The 19,840-nt window shown below is 41.5% G+C and carries 16 protein-coding genes; 14 read left to right on the top strand and 2 right to left on the bottom strand.

Annotated features, from left to right (window positions below; all coding sequences use genetic code 11):
- Positions 1-25: 25 nt before the first annotated feature.
- The gene (locus BN2425_RS17230) at positions 26-802 is read left to right on the top strand and encodes a carbohydrate ABC transporter permease (protein WP_042462271.1); all 777 of its coding nucleotides are present in this window, start codon (positions 26-28) and stop codon (positions 800-802) included.
- Positions 803-833: 31 nt separating this feature from the next.
- Positions 834-1,733 carry a Gfo/Idh/MocA family protein gene (locus BN2425_RS17225; protein ID WP_042462027.1) on the top strand — a complete coding sequence of 300 codons (900 nt, stop codon included), beginning with the start codon at positions 834-836 and terminating at the stop codon, positions 1,731-1,733.
- A gap of 65 nt (positions 1,734-1,798) precedes the next feature.
- Here the strand turns inward: BN2425_RS17225 and BN2425_RS17220 are convergent, their stop codons facing one another.
- Positions 1,799-3,154, bottom strand: a complete 1,356-nt coding sequence (locus BN2425_RS17220) for a helix-turn-helix domain-containing protein (RefSeq protein ID WP_042462025.1) — start codon at positions 3,152-3,154, stop codon at positions 1,799-1,801.
- 233 nt (positions 3,155-3,387) lie between these two features.
- Between BN2425_RS17220 and BN2425_RS17215 the strand changes: the two genes are divergently transcribed.
- The 10 genes from BN2425_RS17215 to BN2425_RS17170 all read left to right on the top strand — a co-directional run bounded on the left by BN2425_RS17215 (position 3,388) and on the right by BN2425_RS17170 (position 16,933).
- Positions 3,388-4,404, top strand: coding sequence for an NAD-dependent epimerase/dehydratase family protein (locus BN2425_RS17215; protein ID WP_042462023.1), 1,017 nt, complete (start codon positions 3,388-3,390; stop codon positions 4,402-4,404).
- Positions 4,404-5,459: a dihydrodipicolinate synthase family protein gene (locus BN2425_RS17210; protein ID WP_042462022.1), complete on the top strand. Its 1,056-nt coding sequence runs from the start codon at positions 4,404-4,406 to the stop codon at positions 5,457-5,459. The genes BN2425_RS17215 and BN2425_RS17210 overlap by 1 nt, the downstream gene beginning before the upstream one ends.
- A gap of 21 nt (positions 5,460-5,480) precedes the next feature.
- On the top strand, positions 5,481-6,485 hold the full coding sequence (locus tag BN2425_RS17205; RefSeq protein ID WP_042462020.1) for a zinc-dependent alcohol dehydrogenase: 1,005 nt from the start codon (positions 5,481-5,483) through the stop codon (positions 6,483-6,485).
- A gap of 76 nt (positions 6,486-6,561) precedes the next feature.
- On the top strand, positions 6,562-8,442 hold the full coding sequence (locus tag BN2425_RS17200) for a beta-N-acetylhexosaminidase (RefSeq protein WP_042462018.1): 1,881 nt from the start codon (positions 6,562-6,564) through the stop codon (positions 8,440-8,442).
- Positions 8,443-8,454: 12 nt separating this feature from the next.
- Positions 8,455-9,798 carry a GH1 family beta-glucosidase gene (locus tag BN2425_RS17195; protein WP_042462017.1) on the top strand — a complete coding sequence of 448 codons (1,344 nt, stop codon included), beginning with the start codon at positions 8,455-8,457 and terminating at the stop codon, positions 9,796-9,798.
- Between the two features lie 27 nt (positions 9,799-9,825).
- A complete protein-coding gene (locus BN2425_RS17190; RefSeq protein WP_042462015.1) occupies positions 9,826-10,839 on the top strand; it encodes a Gfo/Idh/MocA family protein in 1,014 nt (337 codons plus the stop codon).
- Complete coding sequence (locus BN2425_RS17185; RefSeq protein ID WP_042462013.1) at positions 10,836-11,810, top strand: Gfo/Idh/MocA family protein; 975 nt, start codon at positions 10,836-10,838, stop codon at positions 11,808-11,810. The genes BN2425_RS17190 and BN2425_RS17185 overlap by 4 nt, the downstream gene beginning before the upstream one ends.
- 51 nt (positions 11,811-11,861) lie before the next feature.
- Positions 11,862-13,442 (top strand): FAD-dependent oxidoreductase, encoded by a 1,581-nt coding sequence (locus BN2425_RS17180; RefSeq protein ID WP_042462011.1) that lies wholly within the window; start codon positions 11,862-11,864, stop codon positions 13,440-13,442.
- Between the two features lie 16 nt (positions 13,443-13,458).
- Positions 13,459-15,300 carry a glycoside hydrolase family protein gene (locus tag BN2425_RS17175; protein ID WP_042462009.1) on the top strand — a complete coding sequence of 614 codons (1,842 nt, stop codon included), beginning with the start codon at positions 13,459-13,461 and terminating at the stop codon, positions 15,298-15,300.
- Between the two features lie 28 nt (positions 15,301-15,328).
- Positions 15,329-16,933, top strand: coding sequence for a hypothetical protein (locus BN2425_RS17170; protein ID WP_042462008.1), 1,605 nt, complete (start codon positions 15,329-15,331; stop codon positions 16,931-16,933).
- Positions 16,934-16,962: 29 nt separating this feature from the next.
- Here BN2425_RS17170 and BN2425_RS17165 read toward each other — a convergent pair whose 3' ends face one another.
- Positions 16,963-17,316 carry a VOC family protein gene (locus BN2425_RS17165; RefSeq protein ID WP_042462006.1) on the bottom strand — a complete coding sequence of 118 codons (354 nt, stop codon included), beginning with the start codon at positions 17,314-17,316 and terminating at the stop codon, positions 16,963-16,965.
- Between the two features lie 244 nt (positions 17,317-17,560).
- On the opposite strand from BN2425_RS17165, the gene BN2425_RS17160 reads away from it, so the two are divergent.
- Together BN2425_RS17160 and BN2425_RS17155 are read left to right on the top strand one after the other, a co-directional pair.
- Entirely contained in the window at positions 17,561-17,950 is a 390-nt protein-coding gene (locus tag BN2425_RS17160; RefSeq protein ID WP_042462004.1) for a BlaI/MecI/CopY family transcriptional regulator, read from the top strand.
- Entirely contained in the window at positions 17,950-19,743 is a 1,794-nt protein-coding gene (locus BN2425_RS17155) for a BlaR1 family beta-lactam sensor/signal transducer (protein ID WP_042462002.1), read from the top strand. The genes BN2425_RS17160 and BN2425_RS17155 overlap by 1 nt, the downstream gene beginning before the upstream one ends.
- Positions 19,744-19,840 lie beyond the last annotated feature (97 nt).

Here is a 19,840-nt window from a genome sequence, read left to right as displayed (position 1 = left end):
AACGAAAATAGTAAAGTATTTTGTCATGTTCTTCCTAGGATTTTGTTTTCTTCTTCCATTCTTAATCATGGTTCTAAGTTCACTAAAAGAAACGACTTACGCATCCTTGGACCCATTATTCTGGCTCCCAGACAATCCATCTCTGAATAATTTCGCTTACCTGTTTCGAAATGACAACTTTCTACGATGGATTTTTAACTCCGTTATCGTGACCATCATCCCTGTTTTTTCACAAATGTTTTTTGCCGGTATTTTAGGTTATATTTTCGCTAGAAAGCAATTTGTAGGGAAGGAAGTCATTTTCTGGACGTTTATGGCCGTCATTATGATTCCGCAGCAATTATTAATCATTCCGAAGTTTATCATGTTTTCAAAATTCGGCTGGATTAATGAATACCAAGCATTAATTGTTCCGGAACTTTGGGCGATTATGGGTGTCTTTTTGGTTCGCCAATTTATGCAGGGAATCCCAATGGAATTAGATGAAGCAGCCAGAATGGATGGGGCTAACGATTTCCAAGTTTTTCGAAAAATTTATATGCCATTAGCGTTTCCGTCGATTGCGACAGTTGGGACGTTTGCGTTTGTTAGTAACTGGAATGACTTATTCCAGCCATTAATTTATATGACCAATGAAAAAATGTATCCGATAACGGTAGGGTTAGCCTCTACTTTAAGTAAGGAAGGGAACTTTGGAATTGAAATGGCAGGAGCCACTCTATCCTTTATTCCAACGTTTTTAATCTTCTTGTTCTTCCAGAAATATTTTACAGAAGGAATCCAGATGTCAGGCTTGAAATAGTAGTCTCTCAGTCTAAAAGAGGAGAGGGAATATGGGAAATTTAAAAATTGGGATGATTGGTCTAGACACCTCTCATGCTGTGGCTTTTACCAAATTATTAAATGATCACACCAGTCCCTTTCATGTAAAAGGAGGGACGGTTGTCATGGCCTACCCGGGCGGCTCATTTGATTTTGCTTTAAGCTATTCTCGAATTAGCGGGATTACCAAGGAAGTTGAACAATACGGGGTACAAATCGTTGAGACGATTGAAGAAGTAGTCACGCAATGTGATGCCATTTTACTAGAGTCTGTGGACGGCAGGGTCCATTTAGAGCAATTAAAGAAATTGGTTAGGTTTAAAAAGCCCACATTCGTTGATAAACCGTTTTGTTTAGATTCATCCGATGCAGCTAAAATGGTGGAACTAGCAGAGAAATATCACACTCCGATCATGAGTTCTTCTGCGTTGCGTTTTGCTGAAGCGTTGAGCCAAGCACTGTCCATAAAGGATAAAGGCAAGATAATCGGTGCAGACTGTTTTGGCCCAATGGAAATGGTTGAAACGCAGCCAGGATATTTTTGGTATGGAATACATACAATTGAAATGCTTTACACCATATTAGGGGCTGGAGCAAAAAATGTCACGACGATTTCTAATCAGGATTATGATTTGATTATTTCGCAATGGGAAAATGGCAGAATCGGTACAGCAAGAGGGAATCGAAAAGGCAATTACGAATTTGGTGCCGTGATCCATTTTGAAAAAGGTCAAGAATATGTACGCATCGACTCGTCGCCAAAACCGTATTATGCAAGTTTACTAGAGCAAATTATCCTGTTCTTTAATGGAAGCAAGCAGATTGTACCTGTTCGTGAAACGCAGGAAATCATTCGGTTTATTGAAGCGGCCAATGAAAGTAGAGAGACGGGGAGATCAATAGGAATTTGAGTGGGTGTCGTGTCGGATAGAAGAAACAGCGGGACACCACAAGCCCCGCCGTTTCCCTGTTCATTCTATTTTTTGTCATCAATGATAAAGCTAAGGCGATAAATTCGTCTTGGCCGGCCTTTATAGGTGATTTTTTCCTCACCTACAATGTCTACCAAATTAGCATCCATCCATTTTAACAGGATTCGGTGAGCACTTCTCGTTGTAATCGTTAATGTCGAAGCTAACTCTTGTGCCGTATAATCATATTTTTTATGACGTGCGACCCGTGCCATTAATTTGGTCATATAGGCAGCAGACATGCCAGCTTTTTCTGCTTTTTCAAGCAGTTCGGCATCTGTAATCGCTAAGTCATATTTTTCATATTGGGTATCGGTGATAATATCAACCGGTCCAATCACACTTTGATCTTCCCGTACAATGTAACAGACATTACCACCTAATTCTTTTGACTGCCTTAGCGCTAGCCTTGCGTGGCTTCCTGCCTCAGCAGCTGATTGCCCGAATCCAACACCAATACTGATGGAAACACCAAGCTCGCTTTTAGCCGTATTTAGTAAAGGGATAAATTTATACCCGCGTGTTTCTCTTTCAAAAATACCGCGTGTGGTAATAAAAGAAAATTCTTCACCACCTGAATTGATTAAATGGCCATCAAGGAGTTTCGTGTAATTCAACATCATTTGTTGAAATTTCAACTTCAATAATTGTACTTCATGTTCCGTTGTAAATTTTTCCGTTGCTTTATCAAACTGATCAATGTCGATTATGCCAAAAACAATTTGAGATTCCTTGTTTTTTCGTGCTTCAGTTGCGAGTAAGGCACGTTCAAGGGAAACGATTAAATCCTGATAAGTCGGTGTCACCCATTCATGGGGAATGCCTAATTCTGAGAGTTTGAAAGAGACCTCCTGTATGCCCGTAATGGCAATGGAACCAAGCTCTCGATAGTTTTCTTGATGAAATTGGACGATCGATTGAATCGAGCTTGACTGGCCGTAATTAGGGAAGGTTTTATATTCATACTTGGTTTCACCCAAATCATAAAAAATCTGTTGAATGTAGTTTTCTTCGACTGTATCAATCGATATATATTGTAAATCGTATTTATTTTTAATCAAAAATAATGACCGATAAAGGCCTGTTCCCATTAAAGGGACATAATGGGCCGGGATGGAAAAGTTTACAAGCTGTTTCGCTTTAAAGTAGGTAGGAAATTCGGTGAATAACAGAACTTCCACTTTATTGATTAAATTAGCAATGATAGCGGGAACGATTGTAGATGGCGTTGCATTTAGAAACATAGGCTGGAAATTGGGGAAGGCTTCAAGCGCTTTCATAATTTCTTTTTCAAGAGCTTCAGGTCCAACAATTCCAATAATAATTTCTGGTCCCTTGTTAGACAATTGGTTAGTCTTCATTTTGTCATCTCCTGTATAAAGACATATTAAAGAAATGTCTTTATATAATCTTATTACTAGATTAAGTTGAACGTGTCCAATTGTCAAACAGAAAATTTCCCTGAAATTAGGGATTTATTAAAAGACCTTTAAGTGACTTGTCTTTTAATGGTGCTGAAGATAAAATGAAATCAACTTACTAATCTATGAATTTCATAGTAAAAGTCTTTCATATTTTTTCAAGGAGGATTAAGATGAAAACGATTGCGGAATTAGAAGATTTTATGACCACACCGAGCCAAGCATTAATTCAAGATATTCAACAGATTCATGGCGATATTATGATATTAGGCGTTAGCGGAAAAATGGGACCCACATTAGCAAAAATGGCAAAAAGAGCGGCTGATCAAGCAGGTGTACAAAAAAGGGTCATTGGGGTAGCAAGGTTTACCGATGGTAGTTTACGAGAAGAATTAGAGGCAGCCGGAATCGAAACCATCCAAGCCGACCTGTTGAAGGAAGAAGATCTTCAAGGCTTGCCTAATGTGGAGAATGTTATCTATATGGCAGGAAATAAATTTGGCACTGTCGGTAATGAGCATTATACATGGACGATGAATGCCTATCTTCCAGGCCGTTTGGCAGAAAAGTTTAAAGACTCACGAATGGTTGCCTTCTCAACAGGAAATGTCTATCCATTTACACCGGTTTTAAGCAATAATTGTACGGAGGATGTACCGGCCAATCCGGTTGGAGAGTATGCTCAATCTTGCTTAGGCAGAGAGCGTGTGCTTACTTATTTTTCTCATAAAAATCAGACGCCGATGGTTATATTTCGATTAAATTATGCGATTGATTTACGCTATGGAGTCCTACTTGAAATTGCCAAAAACGTGTATTCAGAAACACCAATTGATTTGACGATGGGAAATGTAAACGTCATTTGGCAGGGAGACGCGAATGAATATGCGATCCGCTCTTTATTGCATACCAATCACCCTCCGAAAATCATTAATGTGACGGGCCCTGAAACATTATCAGTCAGATGGCTGGCAATAGAATTCGGAAAAAGGTTGGAAAAGACACCATTGTTTGTTCATACCGAAAGCCCTACGGCACTGCTTAACAATGCTTCACAGGCACATAAGTTATTTGGGTATCCAAAAGTATCGGTTCAACAAATGATCGATTGGATTGCCGACTGGGTTGTCAGTGATGGACATACATTCAATAAACCAACGCATTTCCAAGAAAGAGAAGGTGCTTTTTAATGCTAAAAGAGGCTGTGAAGAAAAAGCTTCATGCAGGCACGGTGATCCCGGCACATCCTCTAGCATTGACAAAGGAAAGACAGTTGGATGAAACGGGCCAAAGGGCCTTAACACGATATTATATCGATGCTGGTGTCGGCGGCATAGCCGTTGGAGTCCACACCACTCAATTTGAAATTCGCGATCCGGAATTTAATTTATATGAGAAAGTGTTATCCCTTGCGATTGAAGAAACAAAACGGGCGAATGTCCCTGATGATTTTATTAAAGTGGCAGGGATTTGCGGTCCGACTGAGCAGGCGCTATCGGAGGCAAAGTTTAGCAGTGAAGTTGGTTATGATTTAGGGCTTTTAAGTATGGGCGGGTTAAATCATCTGTCAGAAGATGACTTAATTGACCGGGCTGAAAAAGTAGCTGAAATTATCCCACTATTCGGATTTTATTTGCAACCGGCAGTAGGAGGAAGAATTTTTTCCTATGAATTTTGGGAAAGATTCGCAGCCATCCCGAATGTTTATGCGATAAAAATTGCGCCGTTTGATCGCTATTGTTCCATAGATGTGGTACGTGCGGTGTGTCATTCTCCACGTAAGGAAGAAATTGCTTTATACACTGGTAATGATGATAACATCATCAATGATTTACTAACGACGTTTCAATTTCCTATTGGAGGTCAAATGGTGGAAAAGAAAATCGTTGGCGGTCTTCTTGGTCACTGGTCCGTTTGGACAAAACGGGTAGTGGAGATATTTGATGAAATAAAAGAAGCGCAAAATCATGATGTCATTCCCAAAGAGCTGCTAACGCTTGGCCAGCAGATTACAGATGCAAACGCAGCGATTTTTGATTCGCGCAATCGTTTTAAAGGAAGTATTGCTGGCATTAATGAAATATTGGCAAGACAAGGATTGTTACAAGGAAATTGGTGTTTGCTTGACCGTGAAGTACTAAGTCCTGGTCAGGCAGAAGAGCTGGATCGGATTTATGCTAGCTACCCACACTTACAGGATGATGAATTTGTCAAAGCCAATTTATCCAAGTGGTTCGCTAAATAATAGACGGAAGGCAGAGTTCGGATGAAAAGAATTGTAGCGCACAACCAGAAGATTGAAATTATTGAAGACGAGATACCACAGATAGAAGGAAAACCTTCCTATATATTAGTCAAAACGTTGTATTCTGTCATTTCACCAGGAACAGAACTTACAATTCTATCAAATAGTGAAAATAAGCAGGTTCATCTCGGTTATAGTGCAATGGGGGAAGTAGTGGAATGCGGAAGTAAGATCACCGATGTGAAAAAAGGGGATTTGGTTGCCTGTTATGGGGCTCCATATGTTCACCATGATGAATATTTGTTAGTTCCTAGCACGCTTTATGCAAAAGTTCCTGAATCTGTTGACCCTAAGGAAGCAGCTCTTGGGGGACTTGGCGCCATTGCAATCCATGCACTAAGGATTGCCAACCTTCAATTTGGTGAAACAGCAGTTATTGTCGGGTTAGGCGTTTTAGGACAATTAATTGCAAAAATCGCCCATGCTGCTGCCTACAATGTCATTGCCTATGATCTACATAAAAGCCGGGTTGATATGCTGCAGGGAGAATCCATTAAAGCCTATTCAACGGTTGAGGAAATGGAAGAGGCGATACGGATTGAGACCAAATCCCGTGGAGCTGATGCCGTGCTATTATGTGCGGGGGGGAAACGTTCGCCGCTGACACAAGAATGTTTGAAATGGATCCGCAATAAAGGGAAGGCTGTTATTGTCGGCGATGTTGAACCGGATTTTCCAAGAGAGCTAATGTTTGCGAAAGAAGCAGAGCTGTTGATTTCTCGAGCAGGCGGTCCTGGCCGGTATGACCATGTATATGAAAAAGAAGCGATTGACTATCCGTATGAATATGTTCGCTGGACGGAAGGCAGAAATGTAGAGGAATATATTCGGCTTGTCAAAGAAAGACGGGTTGATGTTCAACCATTCATTACAGAGGTAATTGAATTTAATCAAGCGCCGCAAGAGTTTGAAAAACTGTTTAATAAGGAATCTACGACACTTACAAAGCTTATTTGCTTTAAGTAACGAAGTTTCGAGAAATAAGTTGACCCATTGTATCGATACAATGGGTCATATTTACACGTGAAATGAGGTAGTACAAATGCAAATTCATTTATTGGGTGAAACGAATTCCATATTGATGGGTTTACAATCTTTATCGGAAGAATTGAACATACAATTAACAGAAACGGGATACCCGATTTCAGTCACGCAACGGGTCGGTCCTATCCAGGTTCGCAACAAAGACGGTAAAGGCGAGATTTTCTATCAGGATAAAATTCACTTTTTTCGTGCGATTGGTTTATGGGTAGAGAAATACACAAAGCTTGGCGAATTTGAACTGACAGAACAGCCTCAATTTCAAACCAGTGGTGTGATGCTGGATGCTTCTCGAAATGCTGTATTAAAAGTGGATGAAGTAAAAGGGCTGCTTAGGAAAATGGCCATTATGGGATTAAACGTCGTCATGCTGTACACAGAAGATACCTATGAAGTTCCGGATTATCCGTATTTCGGCTATATGCGTGGTAGGTATACCGAATCCGAACTGAAAACATGTGACGAATATGCGGATCGCTTTGGAATTGAAATGATCCCCTGCATTCAAACCCTGGCCCATTTAACGATGGCATTGAAATGGGGCTATGCTGCCAACATAAGAGACACCGCTGATATTTTACTAGTCGGTGAACCGAAAACCTATCAGTTTATTGAAAGTATGATTGAGGCTGCTTCAAGGCCATTTAAATCGAAACGAATTCATATTGGAATGGATGAAGCCCATCAGCTTGGACTAGGACGTTATTTAGATCAAAATGGCTATCAAAATCGATTTGAGATTATGAACCAGCACTTAAGCCAAGTGGTGTCCATTGCCGAGCAGCATGGTTTGAAACCGATGATTTGGAGCGATATGTACTTCCGATTGGGCTCTAAGGATGGGGAATATTATGATTCGGAAGTCAATATTCCTCAGGAAGCAATTGATTCCATACCAGAAAATGTTCAGCTTGTTTATTGGGACTACTATCATGAAGACGAGGCATTTTATCGCACTTATTTTGAGAAGCATAAACAATTGGGAAGAGAGACTGTTTTTGCTGGCGGTGCCTGGACATGGAATGGGATATCACCCAACTATGGAAGAGCGTTTGCGACGACGGAAGCGGCTTTAACGGCATGCAAAAAAGAAGGCATCCAAGAAGTTTTCACTACACTATGGGGAGATAATGGAGCAGAAACCCCACTTACTACTGCATTGCCTGTCATTCAGTTGTTTGCTGAACACACTTACCATCAAACAGTGAACAAAGCTCATTTAGCAGAACGATTCCATTTCAGTACGGGCAATCAGTTAGATGATTTTCTTCTATTCAACCAATTAGATGAAACCCCGGGCGTTATGAAAAATAATTTACGCTCGTCCAATGCTTCAAAGTTTCTGTTGTGGCAGGATTTACTGCTTGGATTATTTGATGAAAATATTCGTGGACTAAACATGAATGAGCATTATCAAAAACTTGTTCCCCTTTTACATGCTGCCAAAGATAGAAACCCTAACGCACGATCTTTATTTGAGTTCTACGAACAATTAGCTCGTGTTTTAAGTGTAAAAGCAGAAATGGGCATCCAGTTAAAGGCTGCCTATGATCTTAAGGATAAAGAAAAAATGGCCTCTCTTTTGGAAGAAGTGAAACAACTGACCAAAGAGGTCGGGGTTCTACGGCACAAGCATAGGGACGTATGGTTTTCCTTATATAAACCATTTGGCTGGGAAGTATTGGAGCTTCGCTATGGCGGAGCAATCGCCCGGATGGAAACGGCACAATGGCGAATTCACCAATGGATAGAAAATCAAATCGCCATCATAGAAGAGTTGGAAGCAGAGCGGCTGGTGCATGATGGACCCAATGGAATCGCTGAAGGCTCTTTAGGCAACCACTTCTACCACCGGATTGCTACAGCAGGCAATATCCTTTAGGAGGGCAAACAGATGCCAATTATTCAGTTTCCAAAAGATATGAAGTGGGGAACGGCTACAGCTGCCTATCAGGTAGAAGGTGCGGCATTCGAGGATGGGAGAAGTCTATCGATATGGGATACCTTTTCCCATACTCCAGGAAATGTGAAAAATGGAGATAACGGCGATGTCGCATGTGATAGCTATCATCGTTATCCAGAGGATATTGATTTATTAGACCAATTAGGGGCGAAGGTGTATCGTTTTTCTGTTTCCTGGCCAAGGATTTATCCGAACGGAACAGGAGAACTCAATCCTAAAGGGTTGAACTATTATCATAAACTGGTTGATAGATTAGTGGAAAAAGGAATCGAACCAATGCTTACCCTGTATCATTGGGATCTCCCGCAGAGTCTGCAGGATCAAGGCGGCTGGGCAAATCGAGACACGGTTGATGCTTTTAGTCAGTATGCGGAAACGATTTTTAGCGAATTTAATGGAAAAGTGAAATATTGGCAAACAATTAATGAGCCATTATGTGCGGCCTTTTTATCAAATTATCAAGGTGTTCATGCACCCGGATTTACAGACCTGCAGCTAGCCGTTGATGTATCGCATCATTTAGTTTTAGCACATGGAAGAGCAGTCAAGTTATTTAGGGATTTGGGGATAGAAGGTCAAATCGGTACCGCCACGAATACAACCTGGAGGGAACCATTTAGCCAGAAACCGGAAGACATGGAGGCTTGCAGGAGGGAGATTGGTCATAATATTGACTGGTTTCTCGACCCGATTTTCAAAGGGGAATATCCTCCATACTTGGTTGAGTGGTTTAAAAACAAAGGGGCCGAGCTCCATGTCGAAGAGGGTGACATGGAAATCATTCAGCAGCCGATTGATTTCATCGGAGTCAACTATTATTCCGGAAACGTTGCTCGTTATAAAAAAGACACTGGATTATTGGATATTGAAAACATTGAAATCGATTATGACCAAACCTATATCGAATGGCCGATCTATGCAGACGGTCTCTATAAGGTGTTTCATTATCTTGCCGAACGCTATGGACCTATTCCCTTATTTATTACAGAAAACGGGGCATGCTGTAGGGACGAACTGGTGAATGGAAAAGTGATGGACCAAAACCGAGTAAAATATTACCAACAGCATTTAACAGCGGTAAGCCGAGCGATTGAATCGGGAATCCCGATTATCGGCTATCTGGCATGGTCGTTACTCGATAATTTTGAATGGGCAGAAGGCTATGGAAAACGGTTTGGTCTTGTTTATGTAGACTTTCAAACATTGGAGCGAAAGAAAAAGGAAAGCTACTACTGGTATAAAAAAGTCATCGCAAATGGCTGGATGGAAATATAAATAGGCTGAGAAAGAGGGGCTAATCATATGCAAGAAATTTTATTGATTGGTGCAGGAACAATGGGAATGGAACATGCTGCTTCCTATTATTCTATGGAAGATGTTCATTTAGCAGGAATTGTCGATTTGAGAAAAGAACAAGCGGAACAAATCATTGGTCAGCATGATACAAAGCTTTTTCAAACCTTGGACGAAGCCGTAAACACCCTGGAACATATTGATGTCATCGATATTTGTGTTCCTACTTATTTGCATAAAGAATATGTGATGAAAGCGGCTGATTATGGAATCCATGTCATCTGCGAAAAACCTTTGGCTTATACATTGGAAGACGCACGAGAAATGATTGATTACTGTGAAGCAAAACAGGTGAAATTATTTGTTGGTCATGTGGTGCGGTTTTTCCCGCAATATGCAAAAGTACACGAGTTGATTGCCAATGAAACGATTGGCGAGATTGGGGTCGTTCGTACAAGACGGGGAGGAGAATTTCCTGCAGGCTGGAGTGATTGGTATGCAGACCATACGAAAAGCGGCGGGGTCATCCTTGACTTAATGATCCATGATTTTGATTATTTGCGCTGGAACTTTGGAGAAGTGGACCGCGTATTTGCGAAAGGTCTTGCTGAACGAAACATCGAACACCTTGATTATGCTCTGGTTACGTTAGTCTTTCAATCTGGGGTGATTGCCCATGTGGAGGGAACCTGGGCCCATCAGACTTTTTCGACACAATTTGAATTTGCCGGAAAAACCGGCATCATTGAATATGATAGCTTAAAAGAAGAGCCTGTGCTTCTTTCTATGAAACAATCGAAAGCAAAGAGCAGCGGCGGTGTAGCCGTTCCCCAAAGTCCTTTGAAAAAAACACCTTATACGATTGAACTGGAGCATTTCTTAACCTGTTTAAAAACAAATGCAACGCCGATTGTCTCAGCGGAAGATGCTTATAAAGCCATGGAAATTTCAGTAGCTGCACTTCAATCATTAAAAACCGGCTTACCAGTATCGTTGGGCCGTGAAGGGGGCGTTCTGCTATGAAAATTGGCATCATCAGTTTTGCCCATATGCATGCCAATAGTTATGCATCCGTATTGAAAGCAATGGAAGGTGTCACGCTAGCAGGAATCGCCGATGATAACGAAGAGAGAGGCAAACAGGCTTCTCAGCTTTTTGACACAGCCTATTTTAAAAATTATCAAGATTTGCTACAAACCGATATTGATGCCGTAATCGTTACCTCAGAAAACAGTTTCCATCATCAACATGTGGTGGCTGCCGCCAAGGCTGGCAAACATGTACTCTGTGAAAAACCATTGGCGACCAATCTAGCCGATATGGAAGAAATGATCACCGTTTGTGAAGAAAACCAAGTGTTGTTAGGAACCGCTTTTCCTGTTCGGTTTAACACGCCGATTCAACAGGCTAAAGAGATGATTGATCAGGGCGTGCTCGGCGAAATTTTGGCCATCAAAGGAACAAACCGTGGAACGAACCCTGGCGGCTGGTTTATTGACAAAGCAAAATCTGGCGGTGGAGCGGTTCTTGATCATACCGTCCATGTGGTCGATATTATCAGATGGTTCACAGGCGCCGAAGTAAATGAGGTTTACGCTGAAATTGGCAGTGTGTATACCAATCAACCAATTGATGATTGTGGCATTATTACCATGGAATTTACCAATGGGATGTTTGCTACATTAGATTGCAGCTGGTCTAGGAATCGTTCTTATCCGACATGGGGCGATGTCACACTCGAGATTATCGGAACCAATGGAACGCTAAAGGTAGACGCTTTTTCCCAAAAGATTGATTTATATTCTGATTCCGATGGTGTCCAGTGGATTGGCTGGGGCGACGATATGGACGCAGGACTAATCGAAGACTTTGTTAACAGTATTAGAGAAGGAAGAGCGCCTCTGGCTACAGGCCATTCCGGTATGAAAGCGGTTGAAGTTGCACTTGCAGCCTATCAGTCTCATGAAAAGAAGACGCCTGTAAAACTTAAATAATAGTTCCTTGATTGCTTTTACAGGCGTCCTGAAAATGAAGGGGTGAATAAATTGACGGCTTCACAAGAACGATCTGCAGATCTGGTCATTATTGGCGGCAGTCTTGGCGGATGTGCGGCGGCACTTGCTGCACTGCAAACTGGAAAAACAGTACTTTTAACAGAAGAAACAAATTGGATTGGCGGTCAGATTACCAATCAAGGAGTGCCGCCCGATGAACATCCATGGATCGAAAGTTTCGGTGCGACGAGAAATTACCGAACATTCCGAAGAAAAATTAGAGACTATTATTTTGCTAACTATCCAGTGAATCATAGCCAAGAGAACAACCCTCCATTTAATCCTGGTAATGCGATCGTAAGCAGTATTAGTCATGAACCAAGAGTATCATTGCGTGTTCTGTATGATTTGTTTGCTCCTTATTTGAGCAGCGGCAAGCTCACCATTTTATTGGGATACAAAATAAGTCAGGCAGAAACAGAAAATGACGATGTACTTGGCCTTACGGTGTGCAGTGTATTAACTGGAGATTCACTGTTTTTAACGGGAAAGTACTATTTGGATGCAACGGAAACTGGAGATGTATTGCCACTTGCCAATGTGGAATATGTCATTGGAGCCGAGTCACAGGCAGAAACAGGTGAAGACCACGCGGTTAATGGGGAGGCAGAACCCTTTAATATGCAGGCTTTTACTTATTGTTTTGCGATGGATTATCTCGAAGGGGAAGACCATACCATCGAAAAACCTGCTCAATATGAGTTTTGGAAGGACTATCAGGCGCCATTTTGGCCAACCAAACAATTGAGCTGGTGGGGACTTGTTCCCCATACATTGGAGCCAATTGAATATTCCTTTTTTTATGAACCCAATCGTTTTTCATTATGGAATTATCGCCGAATTATTGATCAAACCAATTTTGCCCCGGGGACTTTTCAAAGTGACGTGACCATTGTCAATTGGCCGCAAAATGATTATTGGCTGGGGCCGATTATAGATGTACCGGATGAAGAAAGAGAAAAGCATCTATATAATGCGAAACAATTAAGCTTATCTTTACTTTATTGGATGCAGACCGAAGCCCCTCGGCCAGATGGCGGCACTGGCTATCCTGGACTTCGGTTAAGGAAAGATGTTCTGGGTACGGAGGATGGTTTGGCTATGTATCCCTATATACGGGAATCCAGGCGAATTCAAGCAGAATTCACCGTGAAAGAGCAGCATATTAGTGGGGAAGTCGATGGGAAGGATACAGCCACGTTTTTTGAAGATAGTGTAGGAATTGGCTGTTATCGTTTGGATCTGCATCCAAGTACAGGAATGAATAGTTACATTGATATCGCTGCCCATCCCTTTCAAATTCCGCTCGGCAGTTTGATTCCCGTACGAGTGCGGAATTTACTGCCTGCGAGTAAAAATATTGGAACCACCCATTTGACCAATGGCTGTTACCGGCTTCATCCTGTGGAGTGGAATATCGGTGAAGCGGCAGGACATTTAGCTTCTTATTGCATTGATAAAAAAATCATTCCCTCTGAGGTGAGAAATCAAGCACCAATTTTAAAGGATTTCCAGTCCCAGTTGACAGCAGCAGGCATTGAATTGGAATGGCCAAAGATTCATAAAGTTTAAGAATGGAGTGGATGGCTTGATCGCTCTGGTTGACAAAAGCAAGCAAATGGAACAGTTTGTGAACTTCACAGACCATTTTTCCCATCCCGAGGAGTTAATCGATAAAAATCTATTACAGTATGAGTTTGTTATCATCAATGGCAATGACAACGGGAGACCATTGAAATTGCCTTATGACATAATAGAAAAACTGTGGGAATTTGTAGAGCAAGGCGGGACACTGTACGGGGAACTTATAAATTGTGAGGATTTCCCTACATCCCGGCTGTTTGGATTCAAGCAAGATTTCGCTGTGACCAATCGTCGTCTGGAGAAATTAGTTATTGCCAGCGACAATCTCTATTGTCAAAAAGGCCAGCTGCTCGAATGGCAAGGGCCTTTTTTAACCGGGTTACCATTTGATACGGAACGATTAATCGATATTGGTCATTTTAAAGAAACGCATCAGGCAGAAGAGGAAGGGGAATATCCAGGAATCCTTGTAAAACATCATGGGGAAGGGAAGGCGGTTTTTTCTACTTTTTCCTTTTTAGGCAATCAACAAAAGTGGACATTGCGCCCGAACTGGCTGTGGAATGATGTGGTGAAATGGCTGAAAAAGGATTATGGTTTGCCATTAAAGCAAATGGTTCATGTTATTCAAACTTCGGAAGGTACCGATATGGGAAAAACCATTGAAAAAGGTGTGAATTGGTTTTTACAATCTGGTATTTTGCCGAGTGAGGATGGAAGCCTTGGCGTTTATGAAAATGTTCACTCGATTCGAGGGAATATCAGCGAAGATTTACGACCTGATTGTCATGCCCATACCGCATTACTGTTTCACTTGTATGGAGAATATTCCAAGAATCTTGAGTGGAAGAACATGTCGGAACGTTTACTAAACTATTTGTTTGATGCGGGGTATCAGGATGATGATCCTCATTCGGTTACATATGGTTTTTGGAAGTGGTTTCAGAGCCCAAGGAGTAAGCCAGATCAAATCTTTTCAGATGATAATAGCTGGGTGGCGCTTGTTTTATTATATCTTTATCGAAAAACAGGGAATGAGGAATATAAAAAAAGAGGTCTGCTAACGGCATATGCCCTATTAAACACGCAAAATAAAAATGGACTGCGTCCGGAATGTATCCGAGAAAGAGAGCTAGTGGAAAAAGGAACATCCTATTTTCGGAATTCAACGGAAGCGAGCATGAATCCTCATTTCGAAGCGATAGTTCATGCTGCCTTCCTGCAAGCCTATTTGGTTTCAAAGGATGAAGCATTTTTGCAGGCAGCCTATAAGGGCACGTTAACGTTGTTGGAAAATAAACAGAAACTGAAGTTCATGTATAGCAAAACAGCCGGGTATAGCCGATTTTTATTATCATTGGCCCAGGTTTATTCGATAACAAAAGATGAAGTTATCCGTAACGGGTTAGAGGAAGTGATGGATTATTTGTCCCAACATCAACATCCACTCGGTGGAGTTGAGGAAGCCGATAATCCAGATCCCGAACGCTATGGCACGGAAGATACGGGTGTTTTTCGGTTGAATCACGAAGGCATTGCGGATCAGTTATATACCAATAATTTCTTATGTGTAAATGCGTGGGAAGCAGTGAAAGCCACACTTAATCCTAGTTTCATAGATTTTCATGAAAAAATTGTTCAATTTGTCGCTTCCATTCAAATTTCTTCACCAAGACGTGAATTTGAGGGTGGCTGGATGCGTTCTTTTCACCTAGATCGTGGTGAGTATTTTGGCAACAATGGTGATACCGGCTGGGGAGCGTATGTCATAGAAAGCGGTTGGACGAATGCGATTATCTTGTCGGGGCTACTATTGAAGGAATTGGATCAGTCGCTGCTAGATTGATGTAAAGGTCGAGTAAGGAGTTGTCTAGATGTCTGCCATAAAATGTACTATTTTAAATGATCAAGCACCTATTCGATTTGCGAAAGAGGAGCTGCACAAATATGCCGAAAGGGTACCGCAGCCCATCGATTATGTGTTTGTATTAGGGATGGGTCAAGATTTTTTTGATAAAGGACTCATTGAACAACCTATACTTCAAGATGATGCTTTTCAAGTCATCCAGGAAGAAAAAGAGATTTATATTGTTGGTTCTAATCCCCGTTCCGTGCTTTTTGGTGTGTATGCTGTTTGTAAACAATGGTTTGGGTATAAGTGGGTTCATTTTTTTTCAAAAGAAAAAGTTAGCTTTGATGACCAACAAATTGTTCCTATTATCCATAAAGGAAAAATGAAGCGAAGAGGTTTGGTTGTTGAGAACTATGATGATCCTGATTTTCTTGTCCAGCTAATTGACTGGGCAGCCAAGCATTATGTGAATGAACTATTCTTTACTTTTATGTTATGGGATAAAGTGAAGCCTATCGTGGAAAAAGAGATAACCAAACGTGGATTATCTATCACTTTGGGCGGACATAGTATGCACTATTTATTGAAGGAATCTTCTGTTTCGGAAAAAACACAGATCAACTTTGCAGATGATACTTGGAAGGACAGGATGATTCACACCATAAGTGAGTATTGTGCTGAAACAAGTTCGATTGAAAGAATATCATTATGGCCGGCTGATATTGGGATCGAGGATGACCAGCCTTTTTTAGCTCGTTATATGGCGTTTACGGAACAGATCCAAAAGCAGCTTCCACATATACAAGTGGAACATATCGCTTATAATGCCGGCCTTTCGTGGAAAATGTTAGAGTTAACGGAAGAGGTGGAAAGCTCATCATCGGTGAATACGTTATTTGCTTATTGGGGCAGAAATTATCAACAATCCTTCACAAATGAAGCACGACCCATGAATGCCTTACAAAAATGGCGCGATGCAGCCACTATGAAGCAAAGAGAGTTAACCGTCTTTGAGTATTATAGTGATCATTTTATGCTTGGCGATTTGTTCCCGCCATTATTTAACCGAATTCATGAAGATATCGAGCTGTTTTATCAGCTGGGGATCGAAAATTTGGTGAATTTAATTGTTCCTTATGTTCCGAAAGAACATGCGAAAGAATGGGACGTTTTGTATCCATGGAAAGAGATTCAGTTAATGAATGGTTATTATTTTGCTCGGTTAAGCTGGGGGGATCAATGGGAAGAAGTCGAAAAGGATTTCTATTCCATTTTTGAAGAGCACCAGACGGAAGTCAAACAAGCACTTGAAAAACTGGAAGTAGTCGTTTCAGAAGTATCAAAGTGGAATGTTCCCTTATTTCCGAACCGGATCATGGACCCGGAAAAAGTCAAAAACCATAACGACATCCCTTTGATCCTTCACGACCTAACAAAATGGAAAAACCATATCCAACCATTAAATCGCTATGACGTAAAAGATATCGCCGATCCATACACCATGGTATCTTTCTATCTACAATACGTAACCAAAAAATTAGAAGACTACATATCATTGTGGAATGGACTCCAGGGGGACGGTTCTAATGGCTACTATTTGGCCAAGGGGCGACCCAGACGCCAGTAGAACCGTCCCTGTGGTCCCTGTGGTTCCCACTACTTTAACTCAATCAAGTAAAGGGGATTCCCTTCTGGGTCACTAAAGTAAGCGATTCGGGTTGCTTCTTCTTCCATGATTGGCTGGAATTCTACCCCACGTGATTTTAGTGACTCGATTGCTGCATCGATTTCTTGTACTTCCAAGCCAATATGAACGCTCCCTGATTTTCCCGGATGGGAATCTTGTCCTTCACGAGGGTGAACCAGTCCTATGGCCAACCCTGATGCTTCGACCTGCACCAAATGCCCTTCCACTTTGAATTGAACAGGTAATCCCAGGGTTTCCACGTAAAACTTTTCTGCTTTTTTTAAATCATCTACTACGATCGTTACTGTGCTGCTCTTAAACATTTCGTACTCCTCCTTTTTCATTAAAAATTGGCTCGCTACTATAAAGGTGTCCAGGTCATGCCGTGACCAATCCTGCATTTCTATATTAGACCTTTAGATCTTCTTTTGCACTCCAAGGGCGCCAAGGGGACGGTTCTGGTGGCTTCCTTGGATACCATGAGAACTGTCCCTGTGGTCCCTGTGGTCTCCTTGGCTTCATTTGTGTTATAATAAATACTACAGTTGTAAGAGCAGGAGGGCTATTATGAGGGAGATTCCGCAGATTTCAGAGGCTGAGTATGAGGTGATGAAGGTTGTGTGGGAGTATGAGCCGATTTCGACGCCTGAGGTGGTGGAGAGGTTGGCGAAGGAGAGTGATTGGAAGCCGAATACCATTCATACTTTGCTGTCACGGCTGGTCAAGAAGAAGGCGTTGCAGGCCAGAAAAGCGGGCCGGGCGTTTATTTATACCTCATTGGTTGAAAAGCACGAGTATGTGGAGCAAAAAAGTAAGTCCTTTTTGCAGCAGTTTTTTGGCGGCACGATCCATTCGATGGTGTTAAATTTTATTGAAAATGATCAATTATCCAATGAAGATATATCGGAATTAAAGAAAATCTTGTCCATGAGGGAAAAGAAAGAAGGAGAGAAATAATGGATACCATTTTGCTGCGAGTTTTAATAAGTACAATCGTGGTATCCCTCCTCATATTCTTGGTTCTATTGACAAAAAAGCTATTGATTAACCATATGACGGTGAAATCCCAATACCATATTTGGTATGTTCTGTTCTTTCCCATCCTGGCTTCCATCCTACCTTGGACTTATTCTCACCTTGGAGAAGGAACCCGCTATTTGAAAAGCCTGCTGTTCTTTCATCAAGACGGAGCAGTGAAAAGTGAAACGTTGACCGGATGGGATGCCTCGCAGGCACCCAACAGTGATTTATTGCACGATTTCACAGTATCGGTGAATCAAACGCCAGATTTTGTCTATCATATCCTTTTTGCAGTTTGGGTCATGGGAGTGGTTCTTTTTGTAGGGGCAGCGGTTTTTGCTAACTATCAAATCTATCAAATCAAAAAATCAGCTGCCGTGGTTACGAATCCACAAATAAGTGAACTGTTAGAAACGTGTAAACAGATTGTTGGAGTGAACAGAAGCATCAGGCTGCGAGAGACTTCCCATATAACCTCACCGATCACGTTGGGTATTTTCCGGCCCTATATTTTTTTACCAAGCAAAACGAGAAGGGAATTCTCGTTAAATGAATTAAAATATGTATTTTTGCACGAACTGCATCATCATAAAAGCAGAGATGTGTTCGTTAACTACGGTATGTGGCTATTACGGATCCTATATTGGTTTAACCCGTTCGTCTGGTATGCCATTAAAAGAATGCGAATCGATCGGGAATTGGCTTGTGATGCTTCAGTGCTCCATCTCTTGGATGAGAGCGGCTGTATCGAGTATGGGCATACGATTATTCGGTTTGCCGATCGAAAAACCAACCAGGCCTATGAACAGTTTGCCCCGGGAATTGGCGGGACCAAAACACAAATCAAGGAGAGAATCCAACGCATTGCCAGCTTCGCATGCGATTCTTCCTTATTGAAGTGGAAAAGCAAAATCATTTGTGCCATTTTAGGAATCGTTGTGCTAGTGGTTTCCCCGGTTACATCTGTTATTGCCAGTCATGATGATGTGTATCATTTTAGCGGCAAAAATGCAGTCTATGAAGATTTAAGCTCCTATTTTGATGGCTGCAACGGCAGCTTTGTTTTATATGATGCCACTAAAAACCAATATCAGATTTATAATCGGGAGATGAGTGAACAGAGGGTTTCACCTGACAGCACCTATAAAATTTATGCAGCTCTATTCGCACTGGAATCTAATGTGATTTCTCCAACTAGCAATAAACAGAACTGGGACGGAACCGTTCACCCGATTCCAGAATGGAACCAAAATCAAACGCTATCCACTGCCATCAGCCGTTCGGTCAATTGGTACTTCCAAAATACCGACCGGGAGATAGGGAGAAACAGGCTGCAGGAGTACTTCCATAAGATAAAATACGGAAATGAGGACTTGTCAGGGAAGCTGGATGGCTACTGGATGGAATCCTCGTTAAAAATATCGCCGATTGAACAGGTACAGCTATTAACTGCATTTGAAAAAAATCAGTTTGGCTTTAAACCGGAACATATTCAAGCGGTTAAACAAGCCATCTTCATTGCTGAGCAAAACAATCGGCAATTATATGGAAAAACGGGAACCGGCATGATCAATGGAAAAAATGTAAATGGCTGGTTTGTTGGCTTTGTCACAAAGGGTGATAGCCGCTACTATTTTGCCGTCAATATTCAAAATCAGGATGGGCAGGCCCAAGGAAGCAAGGCTGCGGAGATTGCCAAGCAAATCCTGCATGATAAACAAATTTATTAAAGAATAGTCCCAGAAAGGATGAACCTCCCTTTTTGGGCGTTTTCAGTCTCAAATACTACATTTGTAGTATATTAGAATTCGCTTTTCATACAAACCT

The organism is Neobacillus dielmonensis, from assembly GCF_000612665.1.
Lineage (GTDB): Bacteria > Bacillota > Bacilli > Bacillales > Cytobacillaceae > Neobacillus > Neobacillus dielmonensis.
Note: the sequence above shows the minus strand (reverse complement) of the source record. Positions and strands in the feature narration are given on the sequence as shown.